This is a genomic window from Pseudomonas putida NBRC 14164 (assembly GCF_000412675.1).
GTDB classification, from domain to species: domain Bacteria; phylum Pseudomonadota; class Gammaproteobacteria; order Pseudomonadales; family Pseudomonadaceae; genus Aquipseudomonas; species Aquipseudomonas putida.
Map to the genome: position 1 here is coordinate 3,366,144 of NC_021505.1, position 18,190 is coordinate 3,384,333.

The 18,190-nt window shown below is 64.0% G+C and carries 15 protein-coding genes; 1 reads left to right on the plus strand and 14 read right to left on the minus strand.

Features of this window, described 5'->3' with window-relative positions; translation table 11 throughout:
- Positions 1 to 7: 7 nt before the first annotated feature.
- From ureE to PP4_RS15040, 14 genes are all read right to left on the minus strand, one after another.
- Positions 8 to 505, minus strand: coding sequence for an urease accessory protein UreE (gene ureE, locus PP4_RS14975; protein WP_016500036.1), 498 nt, complete (start codon positions 503 to 505; stop codon positions 8 to 10).
- Positions 506 to 515: 10 nt separating this feature from the next.
- Positions 516 to 2,219, minus strand: coding sequence for an urease subunit alpha (ureC, locus tag PP4_RS14980; RefSeq protein ID WP_016500037.1), 1,704 nt, complete (start codon positions 2,217 to 2,219; stop codon positions 516 to 518).
- On the minus strand, positions 2,216 to 2,533 hold the full coding sequence (locus PP4_RS14985) for an urease subunit beta (protein ID WP_016500038.1): 318 nt from the start codon (positions 2,531 to 2,533) through the stop codon (positions 2,216 to 2,218). Before PP4_RS14985 ends, ureC begins: the two co-directional genes overlap by 4 nt.
- 19 nt (positions 2,534 to 2,552) lie before the next feature.
- Positions 2,553 to 2,855 (minus strand): urease subunit gamma, encoded by a 303-nt coding sequence (locus PP4_RS14990; RefSeq protein ID WP_016486440.1) that lies wholly within the window; start codon positions 2,853 to 2,855, stop codon positions 2,553 to 2,555.
- 9 nt (positions 2,856 to 2,864) lie between these two features.
- Complete coding sequence (locus PP4_RS14995; RefSeq protein WP_016500039.1) at positions 2,865 to 3,698, minus strand: urease accessory protein UreD; 834 nt, start codon at positions 3,696 to 3,698, stop codon at positions 2,865 to 2,867.
- 278 nt (positions 3,699 to 3,976) lie between these two features.
- The gene (locus tag PP4_RS15000) at positions 3,977 to 4,891 is read right to left on the minus strand and encodes a site-specific integrase (RefSeq protein ID WP_016500040.1); all 915 of its coding nucleotides are present in this window, start codon (positions 4,889 to 4,891) and stop codon (positions 3,977 to 3,979) included.
- A gap of 306 nt (positions 4,892 to 5,197) precedes the next feature.
- Positions 5,198 to 7,459 (minus strand): ATP-dependent DNA helicase, encoded by a 2,262-nt coding sequence (locus PP4_RS15005; RefSeq protein ID WP_016500041.1) that lies wholly within the window; start codon positions 7,457 to 7,459, stop codon positions 5,198 to 5,200.
- Complete coding sequence (locus PP4_RS15010) at positions 7,456 to 9,105, minus strand: VRR-NUC domain-containing protein (RefSeq protein WP_016500042.1); 1,650 nt, start codon at positions 9,103 to 9,105, stop codon at positions 7,456 to 7,458. Before PP4_RS15010 ends, PP4_RS15005 begins: the two co-directional genes overlap by 4 nt.
- A 120-nt stretch (positions 9,106 to 9,225) precedes the next feature.
- Positions 9,226 to 10,533, minus strand: a complete 1,308-nt coding sequence (locus tag PP4_RS15015) for an MFS transporter (RefSeq protein ID WP_049273226.1) — start codon at positions 10,531 to 10,533, stop codon at positions 9,226 to 9,228.
- A 99-nt stretch (positions 10,534 to 10,632) separates the two neighbouring features.
- On the minus strand, positions 10,633 to 11,850 hold the full coding sequence (locus tag PP4_RS15020) for a fumarylacetoacetate hydrolase family protein (protein ID WP_041167755.1): 1,218 nt from the start codon (positions 11,848 to 11,850) through the stop codon (positions 10,633 to 10,635).
- Between the two features lie 20 nt (positions 11,851 to 11,870).
- Positions 11,871 to 12,929, minus strand: a complete 1,059-nt coding sequence (locus PP4_RS15025; protein WP_016500045.1) for an Ldh family oxidoreductase — start codon at positions 12,927 to 12,929, stop codon at positions 11,871 to 11,873.
- 35 nt (positions 12,930 to 12,964) lie between these two features.
- Positions 12,965 to 14,506: a UxaA family hydrolase gene (locus PP4_RS15030; RefSeq protein WP_016500046.1), complete on the minus strand. Its 1,542-nt coding sequence runs from the start codon at positions 14,504 to 14,506 to the stop codon at positions 12,965 to 12,967.
- 287 nt (positions 14,507 to 14,793) lie between these two features.
- Positions 14,794 to 15,771, minus strand: a complete 978-nt coding sequence (locus PP4_RS15035) for a LysR family transcriptional regulator (RefSeq protein WP_016500047.1) — start codon at positions 15,769 to 15,771, stop codon at positions 14,794 to 14,796.
- Between the two features lie 34 nt (positions 15,772 to 15,805).
- Positions 15,806 to 16,753, minus strand: coding sequence for a LysR family transcriptional regulator (locus PP4_RS15040; RefSeq protein WP_016500048.1), 948 nt, complete (start codon positions 16,751 to 16,753; stop codon positions 15,806 to 15,808).
- Between the two features lie 101 nt (positions 16,754 to 16,854).
- Here PP4_RS15040 and PP4_RS15045 point away from each other — a divergent pair, with 101 nt between their 5' ends.
- Positions 16,855 to 18,168 (plus strand): L-fuconate dehydratase, encoded by a 1,314-nt coding sequence (locus PP4_RS15045; RefSeq protein ID WP_016500049.1) that lies wholly within the window; start codon positions 16,855 to 16,857, stop codon positions 18,166 to 18,168.
- Positions 18,169 to 18,190: the final 22 nt, after the last annotated feature.

An 18,190-nucleotide genomic window follows, 5' to 3' on the forward strand; every position in this document is an offset into this window, starting at 1 on the left:
AGGCAGTTCAGGAATGGGCAGGCAGGCGCACGAACGGGTGATCGTGGCCGTGGGCATGGCTGTGGCCGTGCGGTGCGCTCTGGTACGCCCCCGCTTCAGGCTCGAATGGTGCCTGTTCCGCTTCTACCGTCAGGCCCAGGCCACGCAGCATGTCGTCCAGCACATGGTCATGCTGGAAGCGCAACAGGCCAGGCTCGATCTGCAGCGGCACGTGGCGGTTACCCAGGTGATAGGCCGCGCGGGCCAGCAGGTGCGGATCGGCGCAGCGCACCGTCGACACAGCCTCGGGCGCCGCCAGTACGCGAATCAGCTGGCTGCCTTCGGCATCGGCAAGCAGTTCACCGCCACGCAACAGGTGGCCGCGCTCGAGCATAAGCCCGGCTTCGCGCCCATCGTCCAGGGTTACCCGCAGGCGGCTCTTGATGCGGCTGTCCACGTCCAGGGTGACGGTGCCGCTTACAGCAAGCGTGCCGGTTTCGGTGATACGGCGGTTCAAGACAATCATGGGTGCTCCTTCAAAACAGGAAGTAACGCTGGGCCAGCGGCAGTTCGCTGGCAGGCTCGCATACCAGCAATTCGCCATCGGCGCGCACCTGGTAGGTCTGCGCATCAACCTCGATCAGCGGTTGCAGGGTGTTGTGGACCATGTCCGGCTTGCGCACCCGGCGGCAGCCGTTGACTACGCCAATCAAGCTGCGCAGGTTCAGCTCTTCGGCCAGGCCACGGTCCATTGCCGCCTGGGGCAGGAAGGTCATGCGCGTGGCATGTCGCGCGGCACCGAGGGCGCCGAACATCGGCCGGTAGTGCACCGGCTGCGGCGTGGGGATGGAGCCGTTGATGTCGCCCATGGGTGCGGTGACGATCATGCCGCCTTTGATCACAAGGGCCGGCTTGACCGCGAAGAACGCCGGCGACCACAGCACCAGGTCGGCCAGCTTGCCTGCCTCTAACGAGCCCACTTCGTGGCCGATGCCGTGGGTCAGCGCCGGGTTGATGGTGTACTTGGCGATGTAGCGCTTGACCCGGAAGTTATCGCTGTAGGCCGTGTCTGGCGCCAAAGGCCCACGGCGCAGCTTCATCTGGTGGGCAACCTGCCAGGTGCGCAGCACCACTTCGCCAACCCGGCCCATCGCCTGGGAATCAGACGAGGTCATGGCAAAGGCGCCCATGTCGTGAAGTATGTCCTCGGCAGCAATGGTTTCGCGGCGGATGCGCGATTCGGCAAAGGCCACGTCCTCGGCGATGCTCGGGTCCAGGTGGTGGCAGACCATGAGCATGTCCAGGTGCTCGTCCACGGTGTTTACCGTGTACGGCAGGGTCGGGTTGGTCGAGGATGGCAGCACGTTGGCCTGCCCCGCAGCGCGGATGATGTCCGGCGCGTGACCACCACCGGCACCTTCGGTGTGGAAGGTATGGATGGTGCGGTCGCCGATGGCCGCCAGGGTGTCTTCGATACAACCGGACTCGTTGAGGGTGTCGGTATGGATCGCTACCTGAATGTCCATTTCCTCGGCCACGCCCAGGCAGCAGTCGATAGCCGCCGGGGTCGAGCCCCAGTCCTCATGCAGCTTCAGGCCCACCGCACCGGCCGCTATCTGCTCACGCAGCGCGTCTGGCCGCGAGGCATTGCCCTTGCCCAGCAGACCGATGTTGATCGGCAGGCTGTCGGCGGCCTGCAGCATGCGCGCCAGGTACCAGGGGCCGGGCGTGCAGGTGGTGGCATTGGTGCCGGTGGCAGGCCCGGTGCCGCCGCCGATAAAGGTAGTGACTCCGCTGTTCAGGGCCTCATCCACCTGCTGCGGGCAGATGAAGTGGATATGCGAGTCGACACCGCCGGCGGTGACGATCTTGCCCTCGGCCGCGATCACTTCGGTGCCGGGGCCCACCGGTACGTTGACGCCAGGCTGCACATCCGGATTGCCGGCCTTGCCGATGACTGCGATTCGCCCGTGCTTGATGCCGATATCGGCCTTGACGATACCCCAGTGGTCGATGATCAAGGCGTTGGTCAGCACCAGGTCCATGGCCTGGGCGGCCAGCATCTGGCCCTGCCCCATGCCGTCGCGGATGACCTTGCCACCGCCAAACTTCACCTCTTCGCCGTAGATGGTGTAGTCCTTCTCCACCTCTACCCACAACGCTGTGTCGGCCAGCCGCACACGGTCGCCCACGGTGGGACCGAACATGTCGGCATAGGCCTGGCGGGAAATGCGGCTCATACCCTGCCCTCCAGCGGGCCCATCACCTTGCCCTGGAAGCCATAGACTTCACGCTTGCCGGCGTAGGCAACCAGGTGCACGGTGCGTGCCTGGCCCGGCTCGAAACGCACGGCGGTGCCGGCCGGGATATCCAGGCGAAAACCCAGAGTTGGCGCACGGTCGAACACCAGCGCGTCGTTGACTTCGTAGAAGTGGTAGTGCGAGCCAACCTGCACCGGCCTGTCGCCGTGGTTGGCCACACTGACACTGACCGTTTCGCGGCCACTGTTCAGCTCGATATCGCCAGCGGCGACCTGGATTTCACCTGGGATCATGCGGGGCTCCTGGGCTGTTTCAGACGATGGGGTCATGCACGGTTACAAGCTTGGTGCCATCCGGGAAGGTCGCTTCGACCTGCACGTCGTGGAGCATCTCGGCGATGCCGGGCATCACCTGCTCGCGGGTCAGCACTTCGCGCCCCTGGCTCATCAGTTCGGCAACGGTGCGGCCATCGCGGGCGCCTTCCAGTACGGCAGCACTGATCAGCGCCACGGCCTCCGGGTAATTGAGCTTAAGGCCACGGGCCAGGCGCCGTTCGGCCAGCAATGCGGCAGTGAACAGCAGCAGTTTGTCTTTCTCTCTCGGGGTCAGCTCCATGGCGCTCTCTCAGGTAGCCCAGATACGCGGTGGGCAGGCTGGCAGGCCGAGGACGGCCGGGCGCAGCACGTGCCACAGGCGTTGCAGGGTGCGTTGCAGGTGTTGGTTGTCATGGTCAAGCACACGGATAACCAGCAACGAGCCCAGCAGGGTCGCGCCGGCCGGGTTGGCCAGTTCGTCGAGCAGTGGACGTACCTGCTCCAGCACCGCCTGGTCGGCCGGTGCCGCACAGAACGTCGCAAGCAGCGGGTGGCCGCCAAGCTTGTCCAGGCGCCCGCCTTCGATACGCAGGCGTTCATGCAGGCCGACTTCGTCGGGTAATTCGATATGCAAACGACTGTCCAGAGCGCCCTGCTCGAAACGCTCGTTCATCACAGGGCGCCCCAGGCACAGGGTTTCCCAGGCCAGCAAGCGCGCCCCGGGTTCGAGGGTGAAACGGCTGTGCAGGCTGGCGCGGGCGCCGGAAAAAAAGATGCTGTCTTGCGGCAGCCATTCCAGGGTGCTGCCGGCGGCCAGCTTAAAACGTTGGGTCAGCCGCGCGGTGGGGCCGATGCTGCGGTAGAACTTGCTGGCACCCGGCATGGTCAGCAGCGCATGGCTGCCGGGTTCCAGATGGATATCCAGGTCAAGGCAGTCGCCGGCGACGATGCCACCCGGCGGGTGCAGTACATAGACATGGCACGGTGCACCTTCCGGGTAGAAAGGCCGCTGCACCAAAAGAGGTCCGAAATGCCTACGCGCACCAAGGCGGGTCACATCGTCGCGCCTGACAAAGCGCAACTGCAGGTGGGCGCTCCAGCCTGCATCGTCTTGTTGTTGTTCGATCTGCTCCGCGAGCGACATCCTGCGGCCCCTGAAATCCGTGGCCTGCTGGCCGTTTAGAGGGTCCGGCGCGGGCAGCAGCTAGCACGCGCGGCCTGACCACTCGATCAAATTCGCAGGCTGGATATAGCAGGTTGCGGGCCAACTCCGCAGGTGAAGGCAAATGAAACTTTCGCTACGGCCGCTCTGGCATCGGGCATACGGGGGGATGGCGCACAAAGCGGGGGCGGAGGTTGGCCCTGTTTCGGTGCCGGCATAAGTGCAAAAAGGGCCGCAACGCGGCCCCAAAACATCAAACCTCAGTAATCGAAACGGTCGACCGCACGCCTACGTTCGTTGTCGTCACGCCGGTCATAGATGGCTGTGGTCTGAATGTTGACATGGTGCGCCAGCTTCTGGGCAATCGACAGGTCATGCTCTTCGATCACCCGGGTGATGAACGCCCGGCGGAAGTCGTGCGGCATGATTTTCACCCCCACTTGCGCACCGCGCTGGCGGGCAATGTAGTAAATCGCATGCTTGGTGATACGCGCCCGGGTAATGTGGCTACCGCGGCGGATACGGTTGAACAGGAACAAGTCGTCTTCTGCCCCGGCTGGCAGGTCCTGGCGGCGCAAATCCAGCCACGCCTGCAGCTTTTCGAACGCCCATGGCGGGGCGTACTTGATCAGTTGGTGGTTGCCCTTGCCCACCACCTGGAGGCTGCGCGCCTCGAAATCGACTTGGGCCAGATCGATGTCCACCGACTCCGACTTGCGCATGCCGGTGCCGTACAGCAAGGCGATGATCGCCGCGTCGCGTACCCCCTGCGGCCGCGGGTCGGATGCGCACACATCCATCAGTTCGCGAATCAGGCTGCGGCGCAGGTTGCGCCCTGGCGGCAGGCGGCTGCCAGTGGCCGGTTTGACCTCGCGAATGCGCAACAGCTGCTCATGGTCGATCAGGCCCTGGCGCCAGGCCTCGTTCATCACCCCGCGAATGGCGTTGACGTACAGCGACGAGCTGTTGGGCGCGTAACCGTCGGCACGCAGGGCCGACACCAAGGCGATCACGTGGCCGGGCTCTAGCCGATGCCAGGGCACGTCGACGACATTGCAGTCGACAAAGCCCAGCCGGTCGGCGGCGTCCTGAAGGATGTAGCGCATGGTTTGCTGGCTGGATGGGGCCAGACGGGCCATGTACTGCAGCAGCGGATTTTTCGAGAGATCGGACAAAAGGTGAATCCTGTAGCGAAGCGGTCGCCGGCAGCGAACCGGCAAACGCTCAAGCGAGTCAAAACGACCTGCGAACAAGTCCCAATGACCGGCAAGCGCGCATGCCATCAGGACCCTGAACGGTGCCATCACCTTGATATTCAAGAGTTTTGCAACTGGCACGGTTCGTAATCTTACCCCAATTGAAGCCTACCGAACGAACCGAGGATCGCCCATGGCAAGTGCAACCCATCGTTCCTACTGTAGCCCAGACAGACGGCATGCCCGGCTGAGGCGTTCATTTGTGGCAGCGCGAGACAGGGATTGCTAGAGGATGGCTGCCGGCCACCATGTCGGAAACATCTGCTGCACGCGGGGTTCGGCAAAGCGTTCGTCTATCAATACCAGCACGCCTCGATCCTGGTCACCACGGATAACCCGGCCCGCCGCCTGGATCACCTTGCGCACTCCAGGGTACAGGTAGGCGTAATCGAAGCCCGCCCCAAACTGCTGCCCCAGCCGCTGTTTGAACTGTTCGTTGACCGGGTTGACCTGCGGCAAACCCAAGGTGGCGACAAACGCGCCGATCAACCGGGTACCTGGTAAATCCACGCCTTCGCCGAACGCACCGCCCAGTACGGCGAAGCCCACGCCTTTGCCATCGGCGACAAAGCGGTCAAGAAACCCTTGGCGGGCCGCCTCGTCCATTCCCGGTTCCTGGGCCCACAGCGGAATCTGCCCATGCCGCTCGGCCAGCAGACCGGCCACTTGCTGCAGGTATTCGAAGCTGCTGAAGAACGCCAGGTAGTTGCCCGGCATGCGCTCGTACTGTTGGGCAATCAGCTCGACGATCGGCGCCAGGGAGGCGTGGCGCTGCTGGTAACGGGTGGACACCTGGCTGGCAATCCTTACCTCCAGCTGCTCTGCGCGAAACGGCGCAGCCACTTCCAGCCACGCGGTATCGGCCGGCATGCCCAGCAAGTCGCTGTAGAAATGCCGCGGGCTCAACGTGGCGGAAAACAGTGTCACGCTGCGGGCCGCCTGCATGCGCGGGGCCAACAGGCGTGCCGGGGTGACATTGCGCAGGCACAGAGTAGCCAGCCGACGCTTGCGCGGGCCCTGACGCTGGCTGATGTCGAACAGAAAATGCTCATCGAACAGCTCGGCAACCCGGCTGAACTGCAAGGCCTGGAAGAAGAACTGCAACACCTGCGGGTCCATTTGCGCAGGCGTCTGGTTGATCTGCTCCTGAATCAGCCCGATGCATTGCTGAAGGGCGCGCAGCAGGCCGTCTGGCAGCGACTCGCTGGCTTGATAAGGCGCGCGCTGTTCTTTATAGATGGCGTTCCACTGCCGGTTAAGGCGGTCCAGCGCACTGACCAGCCCTGGCGGTTTGCTCTGACGCAGGGCCAGCAGCTGCCCTTGGTCAAGGGTGGCGCTGTACATGCTGCGCCCACGCTCGACAAGATTATGCGCTTCGTCCACCAGTACTGCCACGCGCCACTGGTTGAGCTGAGTGAGGCCGAACAGCAAGGCATGCGCATCGAAGTAGTAGTTGTAGTCAGCGACCAGCACGTCGACCCAGCGCGCCATCTCCTGCCCCAGGTAATACGGGCAAACCTGATGCGCCAAGGCCACTTCGCGCAGGTTGGCACGGTCAAGCAAAGGCAGTGCTGCCGCAGCCTCACGCGCTGCCGGCAAACGGTCGTAGAAGCCTGCGGCCAGTGGGCAGGATTCACCATGACAGGCCTTGTCGGGGTACTCACAGGCCTTGTCGCGGGCGATCAACTCCAGGGTGCGCAAGGCAGGTTGTGGCGTGGCATCGGTGATCTGGCTCATGGTATCGAGGGCCAGCGCCCTGCCCGGGGTCTTGGCAGTGAGAAAGAACAGCTTGTCCAGCTGCTGCGGCACCATGGCTTTGAGCAGCGGGAACAAGGTACCGAGGGTCTTGCCAATGCCGGTGCTGGCCTGGGCCATCAGGCAACGCCCGGTACTTACCGCCTTGTACAAGGTTTCGGCCAGCTGCCGTTGGCCCTGGCGGAACTGTGGATAGGGGAAACGCAGCGCCTGAAGCCCTTGGTCACGCTCGGCCAGACGCCGTTGCTGGAATTGGGCCCAGCCCAGAAAGCGCTGGCACTGGGTTTCGAAGAAGGCCCGCAATTCAGCAGCCGTGTAGTGCTCACTGAACAGCGTCTGGTCATCGCTGTCCACGTCCAGGTACACCAGCGCCACCTCGATGGCTGGCAATTGCCGTGCCTGGCACATCAACCAGCCATAGACCTTGGCCTGGGCCCAGTGCAACTGGCGGTGATTGGCCGGCTGACGCGCCAGATCGCCACGGTGCGTCTTGATCTCTTCCAGGCGATTGCTGCCAGGGTCATAACCATCGGCGCGGCCTCGCACCTTGAGGGTTTCGAACTGGCCTTCAAGGGTGATTTCCGACTCGTAGCCCGCAGCACGCCGTGCCACCACCCGCTGGTGCCCTTCGATGCCCTCCTGGGCGGTGGGCGACGGCGTGAAGCGCAGGTCCAGGTCGCCGACCTTGGCGCTGAACTCGCACAAGGCACGCACCGCCACGCTGTAGCTCAAGGCGTTTCACTCCAGCGCACATGGCACACCGCAACGGGCAGGCCGTGTTGCCTGCAGAACTCCAGCCAGCGCAGCTGGTTGTCCTGCAAACGGTCACCGGGCCCCTTGACCTCGACCATGCGATAACGGCCCTGCTCGGGCCAGAACTGGATCAGGTCGGGCATGCCGGCGCGGTTGCTGCGAATGTCCTGCAACAAGCGCAGGAAGCACTGTTTCAGCTGGGCAGCCGGCAAGCAAGCCAAGGCCTGTTCCAGCAGTTCCTCGCTGAGCATGGACCAGAACACGAACGGCGACTGCAGGCCCTGCTTGCCCTTGTAGCACTCGAGAATCGCCTGACGATGGCTGCCATCGTCGAGCCGCCCCAGGCAAAGATCGAATAGCGCACTGCGCCGCTGCTGGAAGTCACTGTCGTGCAGGTCCTGTGGCGCGGCCTGGAACGGGTTGAAGAATGCGCCAGGCACAGGGGCGAAGATGGCCTCCCAGCACAACAGGCCAAACAGGCTGTTGAACAGCGTGTTCTCCACGTAATGCGCCTGGCCGCCCTCTTGCGCCAGGTGTTGACGCACAGCTTCCTCCACACCCAACGCAGCGTACTCGCGGGGCAGCTCGAGCTCGATCAGCTCCAGCGGTGTGGCACGCTGGCGCCGCTGTGGCGGGCCGCCAAGCTTGCGCGCCAGGCGTGGCAGCATCCGTTCCAGTGCCTGCACTTCCAGCGCGTTGGCCGGTGCCGCCGCGAGCTGTAGTGCCAGCGCATGGGCCTGGGGCCACTGCTCAGTGCGCTCAAGCACCCGCACCTGGCGAATGCGTGCCTGGGCATGGCTGCACTGGCCGTACACTGCCATGGCCTGGTCCCACTCCCCCAGGCGCTCGCATTGCTGGCCCAGGGCGAACTGCAGGCGCGCATGGCGGCGGGCCAGCCACGGGTTGTCACTGTGCAGGCCCTGCAGGGTACCCAGAATCGACACGGGTTCGTCGCCCTGCTCCAGCCGCTCGGCACACTGGTGCAAGGCCATGGCCAAGTCGACTTCGGCACGTTGCTGCAGGGCTCGCGAGCCCGTGCTGAATGGCACCTGCTCGTAACGCAACACACCGAGGTCGGCGAGGACGAACTCTGACCAGTCCTGGTACAGGTTGCCGAAGAACAACAGGCGCATGCGGTCGCACAAAGGTTGCAGGCACCACTGGAGGATGCGCACCTCGCTGTCGGGAAACCATTCGGCCAGTGACCGGCCCATCAGCCCTAGCGGTTGCAGCTGTGCCAACAGCTCATGCTTGGCGGCACGCGGGCGGCTCAGTTGCAGGGCGAAGCAGCGGGCCAGTTCGTCTTTGCGCAGCAAGGCGAACAGCTGTTCCAGGCTCAGTTGCTCGGGTTCCCGCACCCAGCCGAGCTTCTGCAAAGGGTGCAGCGCCAGCGCCGTATCGCCGATTTCGGCGTAGTCGAGCCGGTCGCTGCGAAACAGCTCGCCTTTGCGCATGACCATGCGCACCATCAAGGCCTGGGTTGGCGCTTGCAGTTGATTGAAGGCACGGATGAAGGCCAGTTCCTGGTCATCGAGCAGGTCCTGGTAGCGCTGTTCGACCCACAGCACTACCTGGCGGAAGTTATGCAGGTAGTAGAACGGGTCGTCGACGGAATGGGCGATCACTGGCGGAGGTCAGGTTGCGGTAACAGGCACTGTTTATACATACAGATAACCATGCCTGACAAGAGCCGTGGGTCGCGTCACGATCAACGATCCGCTTGGGGCGCAAAGCGCCCCCAGGATTTATGCCTGCTCAGTCGCTCCAGTCATCTCCCCTGCTTCGTCCTTGGCACTGCCAATCGGCGCCTGCAGCAACAGGAAGTACGCCACCGCCGAGCACAATGCCACCACCGCACTGATCATGAACGCTGTGGTGAACGAGCCCGAGTACTGGATGCTGAAGCCAGTAGCGATCGGCGCCACGGAGCCGGCAATGTAGCCGCCGAAGTTCTGGATCGAGCCAAACGAGGCCACGCGCGGGCTGTCCACGATGGTATTGACGATCATCCAGGCAGTGGCACTGGCCATGTTGATGCTGAACAGTGCCAGGCACAGCAGGATGACGCAGCCTGTCAGGCCGGTGACGAACGACAGCGGCAAGGTGAACAGCGCCGCCAGCACCAGGCCGGTAATGACGCTGAACTTGCGGCTACCCAGCACAGTCATGCCACGCTTCACCAGCCGGTCGCAGAAGCGCCCGGCAACGATTGTACCCGCCGCACCAAAGCCGTAGGCCAGCGACACGACCCAGGCGGTCTTGTACAGGTCCAGGCCGTGTTCACGCTCGAAGTAGCCCGGCAACCAAGTCAGGTGCAGCCACAGCATGTAGATCACACCCATGAAACCCAGCACGGCACCCCATGTGCTGCGGTGCTTGAACAGGTCCAGCCAGCCAGCGAAGTACGAAGCCTTCGGCGTTTGCACCGAGGCCACAGGCGCCTTGTGTTCCGCTGGCAGCGGCTTGCCTTCGGCCTCCAGTTCCGCCAGGTAACGCGCCTTGCTCTTGTAGAACGTCAGCCAGCACACCGCCAGCACCATACCGATCACGCCGGTAATGATGAACATGCCACGCCAGCCGAAATTGACCATGAACAACGTCAGCAAGGGCGGCGCCAGGCACGGGCCGAGGCAGGTCGACGACCAGACCACGCCGGTCGGCGTGCCGCGCTCATTGGCATCGAACCACTCCGACAGGGCCTTGGCCGCCGACGGGAACATGGGCGCCTCGCCAATCCCCAGCAGCACCCGCAGGCCCATGAAACCGGCAAAGCTGTTGACCATGCCAAACGCCGCCTGGGCCACCGACCAGCCCAGCAGCGAGGCGCCGAGCGCGACCTTGCTGCCCAGGCGGTCGATGATCATGCCCATTGGCAACTGGGCAAAGGCGTAGGCAATGGAAAACGCCGACAACAGGATGCCCATCTGCGACGGGCTGATCATCATGTCTTTCTGGATGGAGGTGTTGGCGATCGACAGCGCACTACGGTCCAGGTAGTTGACGATGCCGATCAGCAGCAGAAACACAACTGTGATGCGCTGGTACTTCTTCATAGGGTTCATCTGTCGACCTTTATTATTATTGTTGCCGCGCTGTCAGCGCTTTGGCGATCCATCGATGTGCCTGCGCCCCTCCCTTGCGCAGCGTGTCGCTCAAGGCTGGCGTGCGGTAGCTGCAACCTCCAGCAGGCCACGCCGGCCGAGGTTGTCGATCAACGCGCGCAGGCCAAACGCCCACTGCGGTGCCTGGTCGCTGGTGGTCACGCGGTTGCACAGGGTACCCAGTTGCGGGTTGCTGATGGTCACCACATCACCCGGCTTGTGGGTAAAGCCATTGCCCGGCTGGTCACGGTCCTGCTTGGGGGCAAACAGGGTGCCGAGGAAGAGCACCATGCCGTCGGGGTACTGATGGTTTTCGTTGAGGGTTTGCTGCACCAGGTCTTGCGGGTCGCGGCTGATCTGGCGCATGGAGCTGCGGCCAGACAGTATAAAACCGTCCTCGCCCTCAACCCGCAGGTCCACTTCGGCGTTGCGCACATCGTCAAGGCCGAAGCTTTCGTCAAACAGCCGCAGCAGCGGGCCCAGTGCGGTGGAGGCATTGTTGTCCTTGGCCTTGGACAGCAGCAAGGCGCTACGCCCTTCGAAGTCGCGCAGGTTGACGTCGTTGCCGAGCATAGCGCCCTTGATGCTGCCATCGCTGGATACTGCCAGCACCACTTCCGGCTCAGGGTTGTTCCAGCTGGACTTGGGGTGGATGCCGATATCGGCACCGTGGCCAACTGCCGACAGCGGCTGGGCCTTGGTAAACACTTCAGCATCCGGGCCAATGCCCACTTCCAGGTATTGCGACCACAGGCCCTGCTCCACCAGCACCTTGCGCAGCGCTTCGGCCTGGGCCGAGCCTGGCACGATCTGCGACAGGTCGGCGCCGATGCGGCTGGCCAGGGTGTCACGGATGGCATCGGCCTTGGCCGGGTCGCCCTTGGCCTGCTCTTCCACCACACGCTCCAGCAGGCTGGTGGCGAAGGTTACGCCAGCGGCCTTCACCGCCTGCAAGTCGACAGGCGCCAGCAGCCATGGCTGACTCGGGTCGCGCTGGGTGGGGTCGCTGTTGTCCAGCAACACCGATAGCGCCACCAGCGGCTCGGCCAGCGGCAACGCGCGCAGGTAGGCCACCGGGTCGGCCACTTCCAGCAGGGCCGAGACAGTCGCCACGTGGGTGCTGATGTCGTAGACCGCGCCGGCTTTCACCAGCACCACCGCCGGCCCCTGGTCCGCGAGCCACACCCGCCCTACCCAGCTGCCGCTGTCGAACATACTGGCATCCTGGCTCAGCGGCAGCGGTTGATTGGCGTTCGATCGGTCAGTCATCTGTGTACCCTTACTGTGCATCATTGGGAAAGTGCCGGCAGTTGCAATTGGCCGGCCAGGCGATCAAGGTCAGCCAGCAGCTGTGGCGAGAGGCTCACGCCCTGCTGCAGGGCCTGGCGGCGCAGCGCAAGGCCAGCCTGCCCAGGCAAGCGCACCGGGCGAGCGGGGTCGAGCGGGCGGCTGGCGAGTACCAGTCGGCCCAGGAAACTGGTTTCATCGGTGAACGCTTCCAGGCCGCCGAAGAAGCGCGGGTCGATGACCACGGCAGTGGCCGAGGCGCCCCACTGCTCAGGGGCATCCTTGCGCCCATGGCCGGCCAGGCCGGACGTCAGGGCTTCGACCAGCAGCGCCAGGGCAAAGCCTTTGTGGCCAAAGGCCTGGCCGCCGAGGGGCAGGATGCTGCCTTGCGGGCGGGTAAAGAAATCGACCGGGTCGTCGCTCAGCTGCCCGTCATTGCTCACCAGTACCGGGTGCGGCAGGCGGCTGCCGGCATCGCGGCACTGGCCAACCAGCCCGAGGGTAACGGTCGACATGCTCACGTCCAGCAGGATCGGCTCGCCCAGGGTCGGGATACCGGCAGCAATCGGGTTGGGGGTGTAGATGGGGTCGATGCCACCGTGGGCGCAGACCAGCCCCACCGAGGGGTCCGATGAATAGAGCATGGCCACCAGGCCCTGGTCGGTAAAGGGCTTGAGATAGGCGGCCAGGCAGCCAATGTGCGAAGCACGGCGCACCACCGCAATGCCGATGCCCTGCGCGGTCGCACCTTTTGCCGCGCAGTCCAGGGCACGGCTGACGCAGTAGGGCCCCAGCAGGTAATGGCCATCGAACACGCTGGCGATGCCACTGTCCGACACCTGTTCCAGTGCCTGTGCACGGGCCTTGACCTTGCCTTCCTGCATGCCACCGATGTAGCGGCTGACCAGGTTCAGGCCGTGGGTACGGTGCCCGAGCAGTTCACCTTCGAGCAGAACCCGGGTCACCACCTGGGCGACTTCGGTATCGGCACCGGCTTTTTCGAACAGTTGCTCGACAAAGGTGGTGAGCGCTTGCACGTTGTGATGTGTGGCTTGAGTCATTGTTGTTATCTCGTAAGCGGGGCGGGAGCGGTCAATCAGGTCACGGCGCCGATCTGCCAAGGCACGAACTCGTTCTGCCCGTATCCGTGCTGTTCGCTTTTGCTGCGTTCCCCGGAAGCAATGCGCAGCATCTGCTCGAAGATGTACGCGCCACGTTCCTCGATGCTGGTGGAGCCATCGGCAATACCGCCGCAATTGACGTCCATGTCCTCTTCCTGGTGTTCGAACACCCGGTTGTTGGTCGCCAGCTTGATCGACGGTGCCGGGGCACAGCCGTAAGCCGAACCACGCCCGGTGGTGAAGGCGATCAGGTTGGCCCCGCCAGCCACCTGGCCAGTGGCCGAGACCGGGTCGTAACCAGGGGTGTCCATGAACACCAGGCCCTGGGCACGCACGGTCTCGGCGTACTGGTACACATCGACCAGGTTGCTGGAGCCCGCCTTGGCCACTGCGCCCAGCGACTTCTCGAGGATGGTGGTCAGGCCCCCGGCTTTATTGCCGGCCGAAGGGTTGTTGTTCAGCTCGGCGTTCATGCGCTGGCAGTAGTCTTCCCACCAGCGGATGCGCGCCACCAGCTTTTCGCCCACCTCACGGCTGACCGCGCGGCGGGTCAGCAGGTGCTCGGCGCCGTAGATTTCCGGGGTTTCGGACAGGATGGCGGTACCACCGGCCGCCACCAGGCGGTCCACGGCGTTGCCCAGTGCCGGGTTGGCGGTGATGCCGGAGTAGCCATCGGAGCCGCCACATTGCAGGCCGACCACGAGATGCCGTGCGCTGACCGGTTGGCGCTGCACGTGGTTGGCCTCGGCCAGCAGGCTCTTGACCTGCTCGATGCCGGCAGCAATGGTTTTTGACGTACCGCCGATGCCCTGGATGGTGAAGGCCCGCAGCTGCGCACTGGCTTGCAGGCCCTGGGTTTCCAGCAGGCTTTCGATCTGGTTGGTTTCGCAGCCCAGGCCAATGATCAGTACGGCAGCAAAGTTGGGGTGCACGGCGTACCCGGCCAGGGTGCGGCGCAGCAAGCCAAGGGCTTCGCCGCTGGGGTCTACTGCGCAGCCGGCACCGTGGGTCAGGGCGACCACGCCGTCGATATTCGGGTAGTCGGCCAGTGCCTCGGGGTGAATGTCACGGCGGAAATGGTCGGCCACAGCCCTGGCGACGGTCGCCGAGCAGTTCACCGAGGTGAGAATGCCGATGTAATTACGGGTGGCAACCCGCCCATCGGCGCGCACGATGCCCTGGAACTGCGCTTCGCTGCCAGGCTGGCTGCGAGTGTCGACACCAAAGGCATAGTCACGGGCGAAATCGCCCATTTGCACGTTGTGCACATGCACGTGATCGCCGGCATTGATGGCCTGCGAGGCAAAACCGATGATTTGCCCGTAACGGCGTAGCGGCTGGCCCTGCTCCACGCGTTCGGTCGCAAGCTTGTGGCCCGAAGGAATCGGCTGGCGCACGGTAATCGCCTCGGCATCCAGGTGCAGGCCTTGCGGCAAGGCCTGGCGGGCGATAAGCACGTTGTCCAGCGGGTTGAGGCGGATGACGGCAAGGTCACCGGACTTGGCAATCAGTTGCATGGGACCTCTCAGGGCGGTGCGGCGGGCTTCTTGTTATGGCTGTTGCCACTGTAAGAAGCCTTGCGCAGCATTCCCAATGAGATGATCCGATCAAGCGATAACCAGTGGTTATCGGAAGTTGTAATCGGGCGGTGATCCTTGATCGCCCAATAGACTGCCCAAGTGCTCAAGCCAGCACATATCCTGTGGGAGCGGGTTCACCCGCGAACACCGGCGCAGCCGGTGCCATGCACCGCGTCGACTGCTTCGCGGGTAAACCCGCTCCCACAGGAGACCCCCGTGAACCATCAGGTCTTGTCCAAGGCAGTTGCAGCCGTACCTTCCTTCTGTCGCTGTTTGGCGCCTTCCAGCAAAATCTCGACAAACGCCCGGGCCGAAGCGCTCAGCGGTTCATCCTTGCGGGTGACCACGCCATACTCCAGCGCGGGTACATGCAAGGGGCTGCGTAGCTCCTTGAACTGCCCGCTGGCCAGCTGCGCGGCAACCATCGAACGCGGCAACATGGCAATCATCGGCGCCGATTGCAGCAGCTGCAGGAACATCGGCATGGAGATGGTCTCGACGCTGTCGACGGGCGTGGCAATACCGGCCACACGGAACGCCTGTTCCAGGCGGTTGCGGATCGGCGTGCCCACCGGGTACAGCACCCACGGCCAGTCGCCCAGCGCCGACAGTGGCGGGCTTTCCAGCTGGTTGAGCGGGTGCTCGCTGTTGACCACCAGGCTGAACGGTTCGGGTTCGAGGGGCTGGAAGTCGAACAGCTGGCTGAAGCGCTCTTCGGTGAAGCGGCCAATCATGATGTCGAGCTTGTTCTGCTCCAGCATGGTCAGCAGGTGATCACTGGAATGCTCCACCACTTCGATCGACAGCAGTGGGCTGCGCGCCTTGATCGCGGCAATGGCCTGCGGCAGTACCAGCGCAGTGGCGGCAAAGATGCCGCCGACGCGGATAAAACCGTGCCCGCCGTTGCGCAGGCGGTTGACCTGGTCGACGAATTGCTGCGACTCGGCCAACGCACCCTGGGCATAACGCACCACGTATTCACCCAGCTCGGTGGGCGGCATGCTGCGTGGCAGGCGCTCGAACAGGGCAAAGCCGAACTGCTCTTCGAGATCGCGCAGCATCTTGCTCAGGGCCGGCTGGCTGAGGTTCATGCGCGTAGCGGTTGCGTGCATGTTGCGGGTGCGCGCCAGGGTGTCGATCAGCACCAGGTGCTTGTAGCGGATCCAGTTGCAAAAGCTGGAATGGGTCAGGTCCGGCGACATCGGCAGCAGGCCTCAGGCAGGTGAAAAGGCAGGGTTATTGCGCCCGCAGGTAGCGCAGCAAGGTATCCAGGGCAACCGAGTTGGGCCGCGAGCGCAGGGTCAGCACGCCCAGGTTGGCCATGGTCAGCGGCAGCTCTACCGGCAGGATGGCAACCATGCCATAGCGGGCATAATGCTCGGCCACGTCATTGGGTACCACCGCAATCATTTCGGAGGCTTCGAGCATGGCGGTGGTGGCCAGGATCGAGGCGGTTTCAACGATGTCCAGTGACTGCACCATGCCTCCGGCCTGCAGCGCACTTTCGACGCGGCGGCGCATCGGGCTGCCGATGGGGTGCAGGATCCAGGTCAGGGCCACCAGGTCACTCAATTGCAACCCGACAGCCGCCGCCAGAGGGTGCCCTGCGCGGGCAATCACGCGCATCTGCTCACCGCCCTCAAACAGCTCGATGTTCAGGTCCTGGCTGTCGCTCTGGTCTGGCAGGCGGCCCACGACCATGTCGAAATCGCCGCGCAGCAACGCGGGCAGCAAGGTATCGCTGGTGCCCACTTCCAGCGAGATACGCACTTTGGGGTGGTCGCGCTTGTAGGCCAGTACCGCCTTGGTCAGCACGCCCGGCACCGGGCCCATGACGCTGCCCACCCGCACCAGGCCCGAGGCCCCGCGCGCCAGTTCGGCGATTTGCGCCTGGGCATGCTCGAACTCATGCAGCGCGCTTTGTGCATAGCGGATCATCACCTCACCGTAGAGCGTTGCTTGCATGCCGCGCGGCAAGCGCTCGAACAAACGCACGCCAAGGCGTTCCTCAAGCTGCTGCAGTAACAGGCTGGCCGCCGGTTGCGTGGTGTGCATCGCCGCAGCGGCGCGGCGCAGGTTGCCGAACTCGCCCAGCGCATTGAGCAGCGTGATCTGGCGGCTGGAGATTCTCAATGCACCAAGGCTGGCAGGCGCCTGGGTTGGGTCGATTGGCAAGCGAGACATATCGAATCCGGTATCGCTGATTAAGAATTGGCGATTATGCCTGTATCGCTCCACAACCTACAGTCAGGTCTCCCAGCGCTTGAGCAGAACAAGAGTCGACCATGAGCATACGTATTACCCACCTGAGCGTTCGTGACATTCGTTTTCCTACTTCGCTGTCGCTGGATGGCTCCGACGCCATGAACAGCGCCCCCGACTATTCGGCAGCCTATGTGGTGCTGCACACCGACGCCGAGGGCCTTGAAGGCCACGGCCTGACGTTCACCATTGGCCGCGGCAACGAGATCTGCGCGGCAGCGGTGCAGTCACTGGCCCCCCTGATCGTCGGCCTCAGCCTCGAAGAGATTACCGCCGACATGGGCGGTTTCTGGCACCGTTTTACCGTCAGCGACAGCCAACTGCGCTGGCTGGGCCCGGAGAAAGGCGTGATCCACCTGGCCACTGCGGCCATCATCAACGCGGTGTGGGACCTGTGGGCCAAGCGCGAAGGCAAGCCGGTGTGGAAACTGTTGGCCGACATGACGCCCGAGCAACTGGTGCGCTGCCTGGACTTCAGCTACGTCACAGACGTGCTCACCCCCGAGGAAGCCATTGCCCTGCTTCGCCGCCAGGCCCCAGGCAAGGCCCAGCGTGAGGCGCAGATGCTGCGCGAAGGCTACCCCGGCTATACCACCGCGCCAGGCTGGTTGGGTTACAGCGAAGAAAAGATGCGTAAGCTGGCCCGCGAGGCCGTGGAAGATGGCTGGACCCACATCAAGCAGAAGATCGGCGCCGACCTGGAAGAAGACATCCGCCGCGCCAGCATCCTGCGCGACGAAATTGGCTGGGAGCGCACCCTGATGATGGATGCCAACCAGGTGTGGGGCGTGGAGGAGTCGGTTGCCAACATGCGCCGCCTGGCCGCCTTCGAGCCGCTGTGGATCGAAGAGCCGACCAGCCCGGACGACATCCTCGGCCACGCCACCATTCGCCAACGCATCGCGCCGATTGGTGTCGCCACCGGTGAACACTGCCACAACCGGGTCATGTTCAAGCAGATGTTCCAGGCCGGTGCGCTGGATTTCTGCCAGCTGGATGCCGCCCGCCTGGGTGGCCTGAACGAGGTGCTGATCGTGCTGCTGATGGCGGCCAAGTACGACGTGCCGGTGTGCCCGCACGGCGGCGGCGTCGGGCTGTGCGAATATGTGCAGAACATCGCCCTGTTCGACTACATCGCCGTGTCTGCCTCGCTGCACAACCGGGTACTGGAGTACGTCGACCACCTGCATGAGCACTTCATCGACCCGGTGGTGATCCGCCGTGGGCGTTACATGCCGCCGCAACGCCCAGGCTACAGCATCGAAATGCATGCCGAGACCCTGGAGCGCTACCAGTACCCCAACGGCGCGGTGTGGCTCGATATCAACCGTTCCTGAACAACAGGCCTGGGTGTGCTCC

Coding starts and splice junctions, on each gene's coding strand:
- PP4_RS15045 (WP_016500049.1), top strand. CDS start 16,855: ATGAGCATACGTATTACCCACCTGAGCGTTCGTGACATTCGTTTTCCT.
- PP4_RS15025 (WP_016500045.1), bottom strand. CDS start 12,929: ATGACTCAAGCCACACATCACAACGTGCAAGCGCTCACCACCTTTGTC.
- ureC (WP_016500037.1), bottom strand. CDS start 2,219: ATGAGCCGCATTTCCCGCCAGGCCTATGCCGACATGTTCGGTCCCACC.
- PP4_RS15040 (WP_016500048.1), bottom strand. CDS start 16,753: ATGTCTCGCTTGCCAATCGACCCAACCCAGGCGCCTGCCAGCCTTGGT.
- PP4_RS14985 (WP_016500038.1), bottom strand. CDS start 2,533: ATGATCCCAGGTGAAATCCAGGTCGCCGCTGGCGATATCGAGCTGAAC.
- PP4_RS15020 (WP_041167755.1), bottom strand. CDS start 11,850: ATGACTGACCGATCGAACGCCAATCAACCGCTGCCGCTGAGCCAGGAT.
- ureE (WP_016500036.1), bottom strand. CDS start 505: ATGATTGTCTTGAACCGCCGTATCACCGAAACCGGCACGCTTGCTGTA.
- PP4_RS15030 (WP_016500046.1), bottom strand. CDS start 14,506: ATGCAACTGATTGCCAAGTCCGGTGACCTTGCCGTCATCCGCCTCAAC.
- PP4_RS15035 (WP_016500047.1), bottom strand. CDS start 15,771: ATGTCGCCGGACCTGACCCATTCCAGCTTTTGCAACTGGATCCGCTAC.
- PP4_RS14995 (WP_016500039.1), bottom strand. CDS start 3,698: ATGTCGCTCGCGGAGCAGATCGAACAACAACAAGACGATGCAGGCTGG.
- PP4_RS15015 (WP_049273226.1), bottom strand. CDS start 10,533: ATGAAGAAGTACCAGCGCATCACAGTTGTGTTTCTGCTGCTGATCGGC.
- PP4_RS14990 (WP_016486440.1), bottom strand. CDS start 2,855: ATGGAGCTGACCCCGAGAGAGAAAGACAAACTGCTGCTGTTCACTGCC.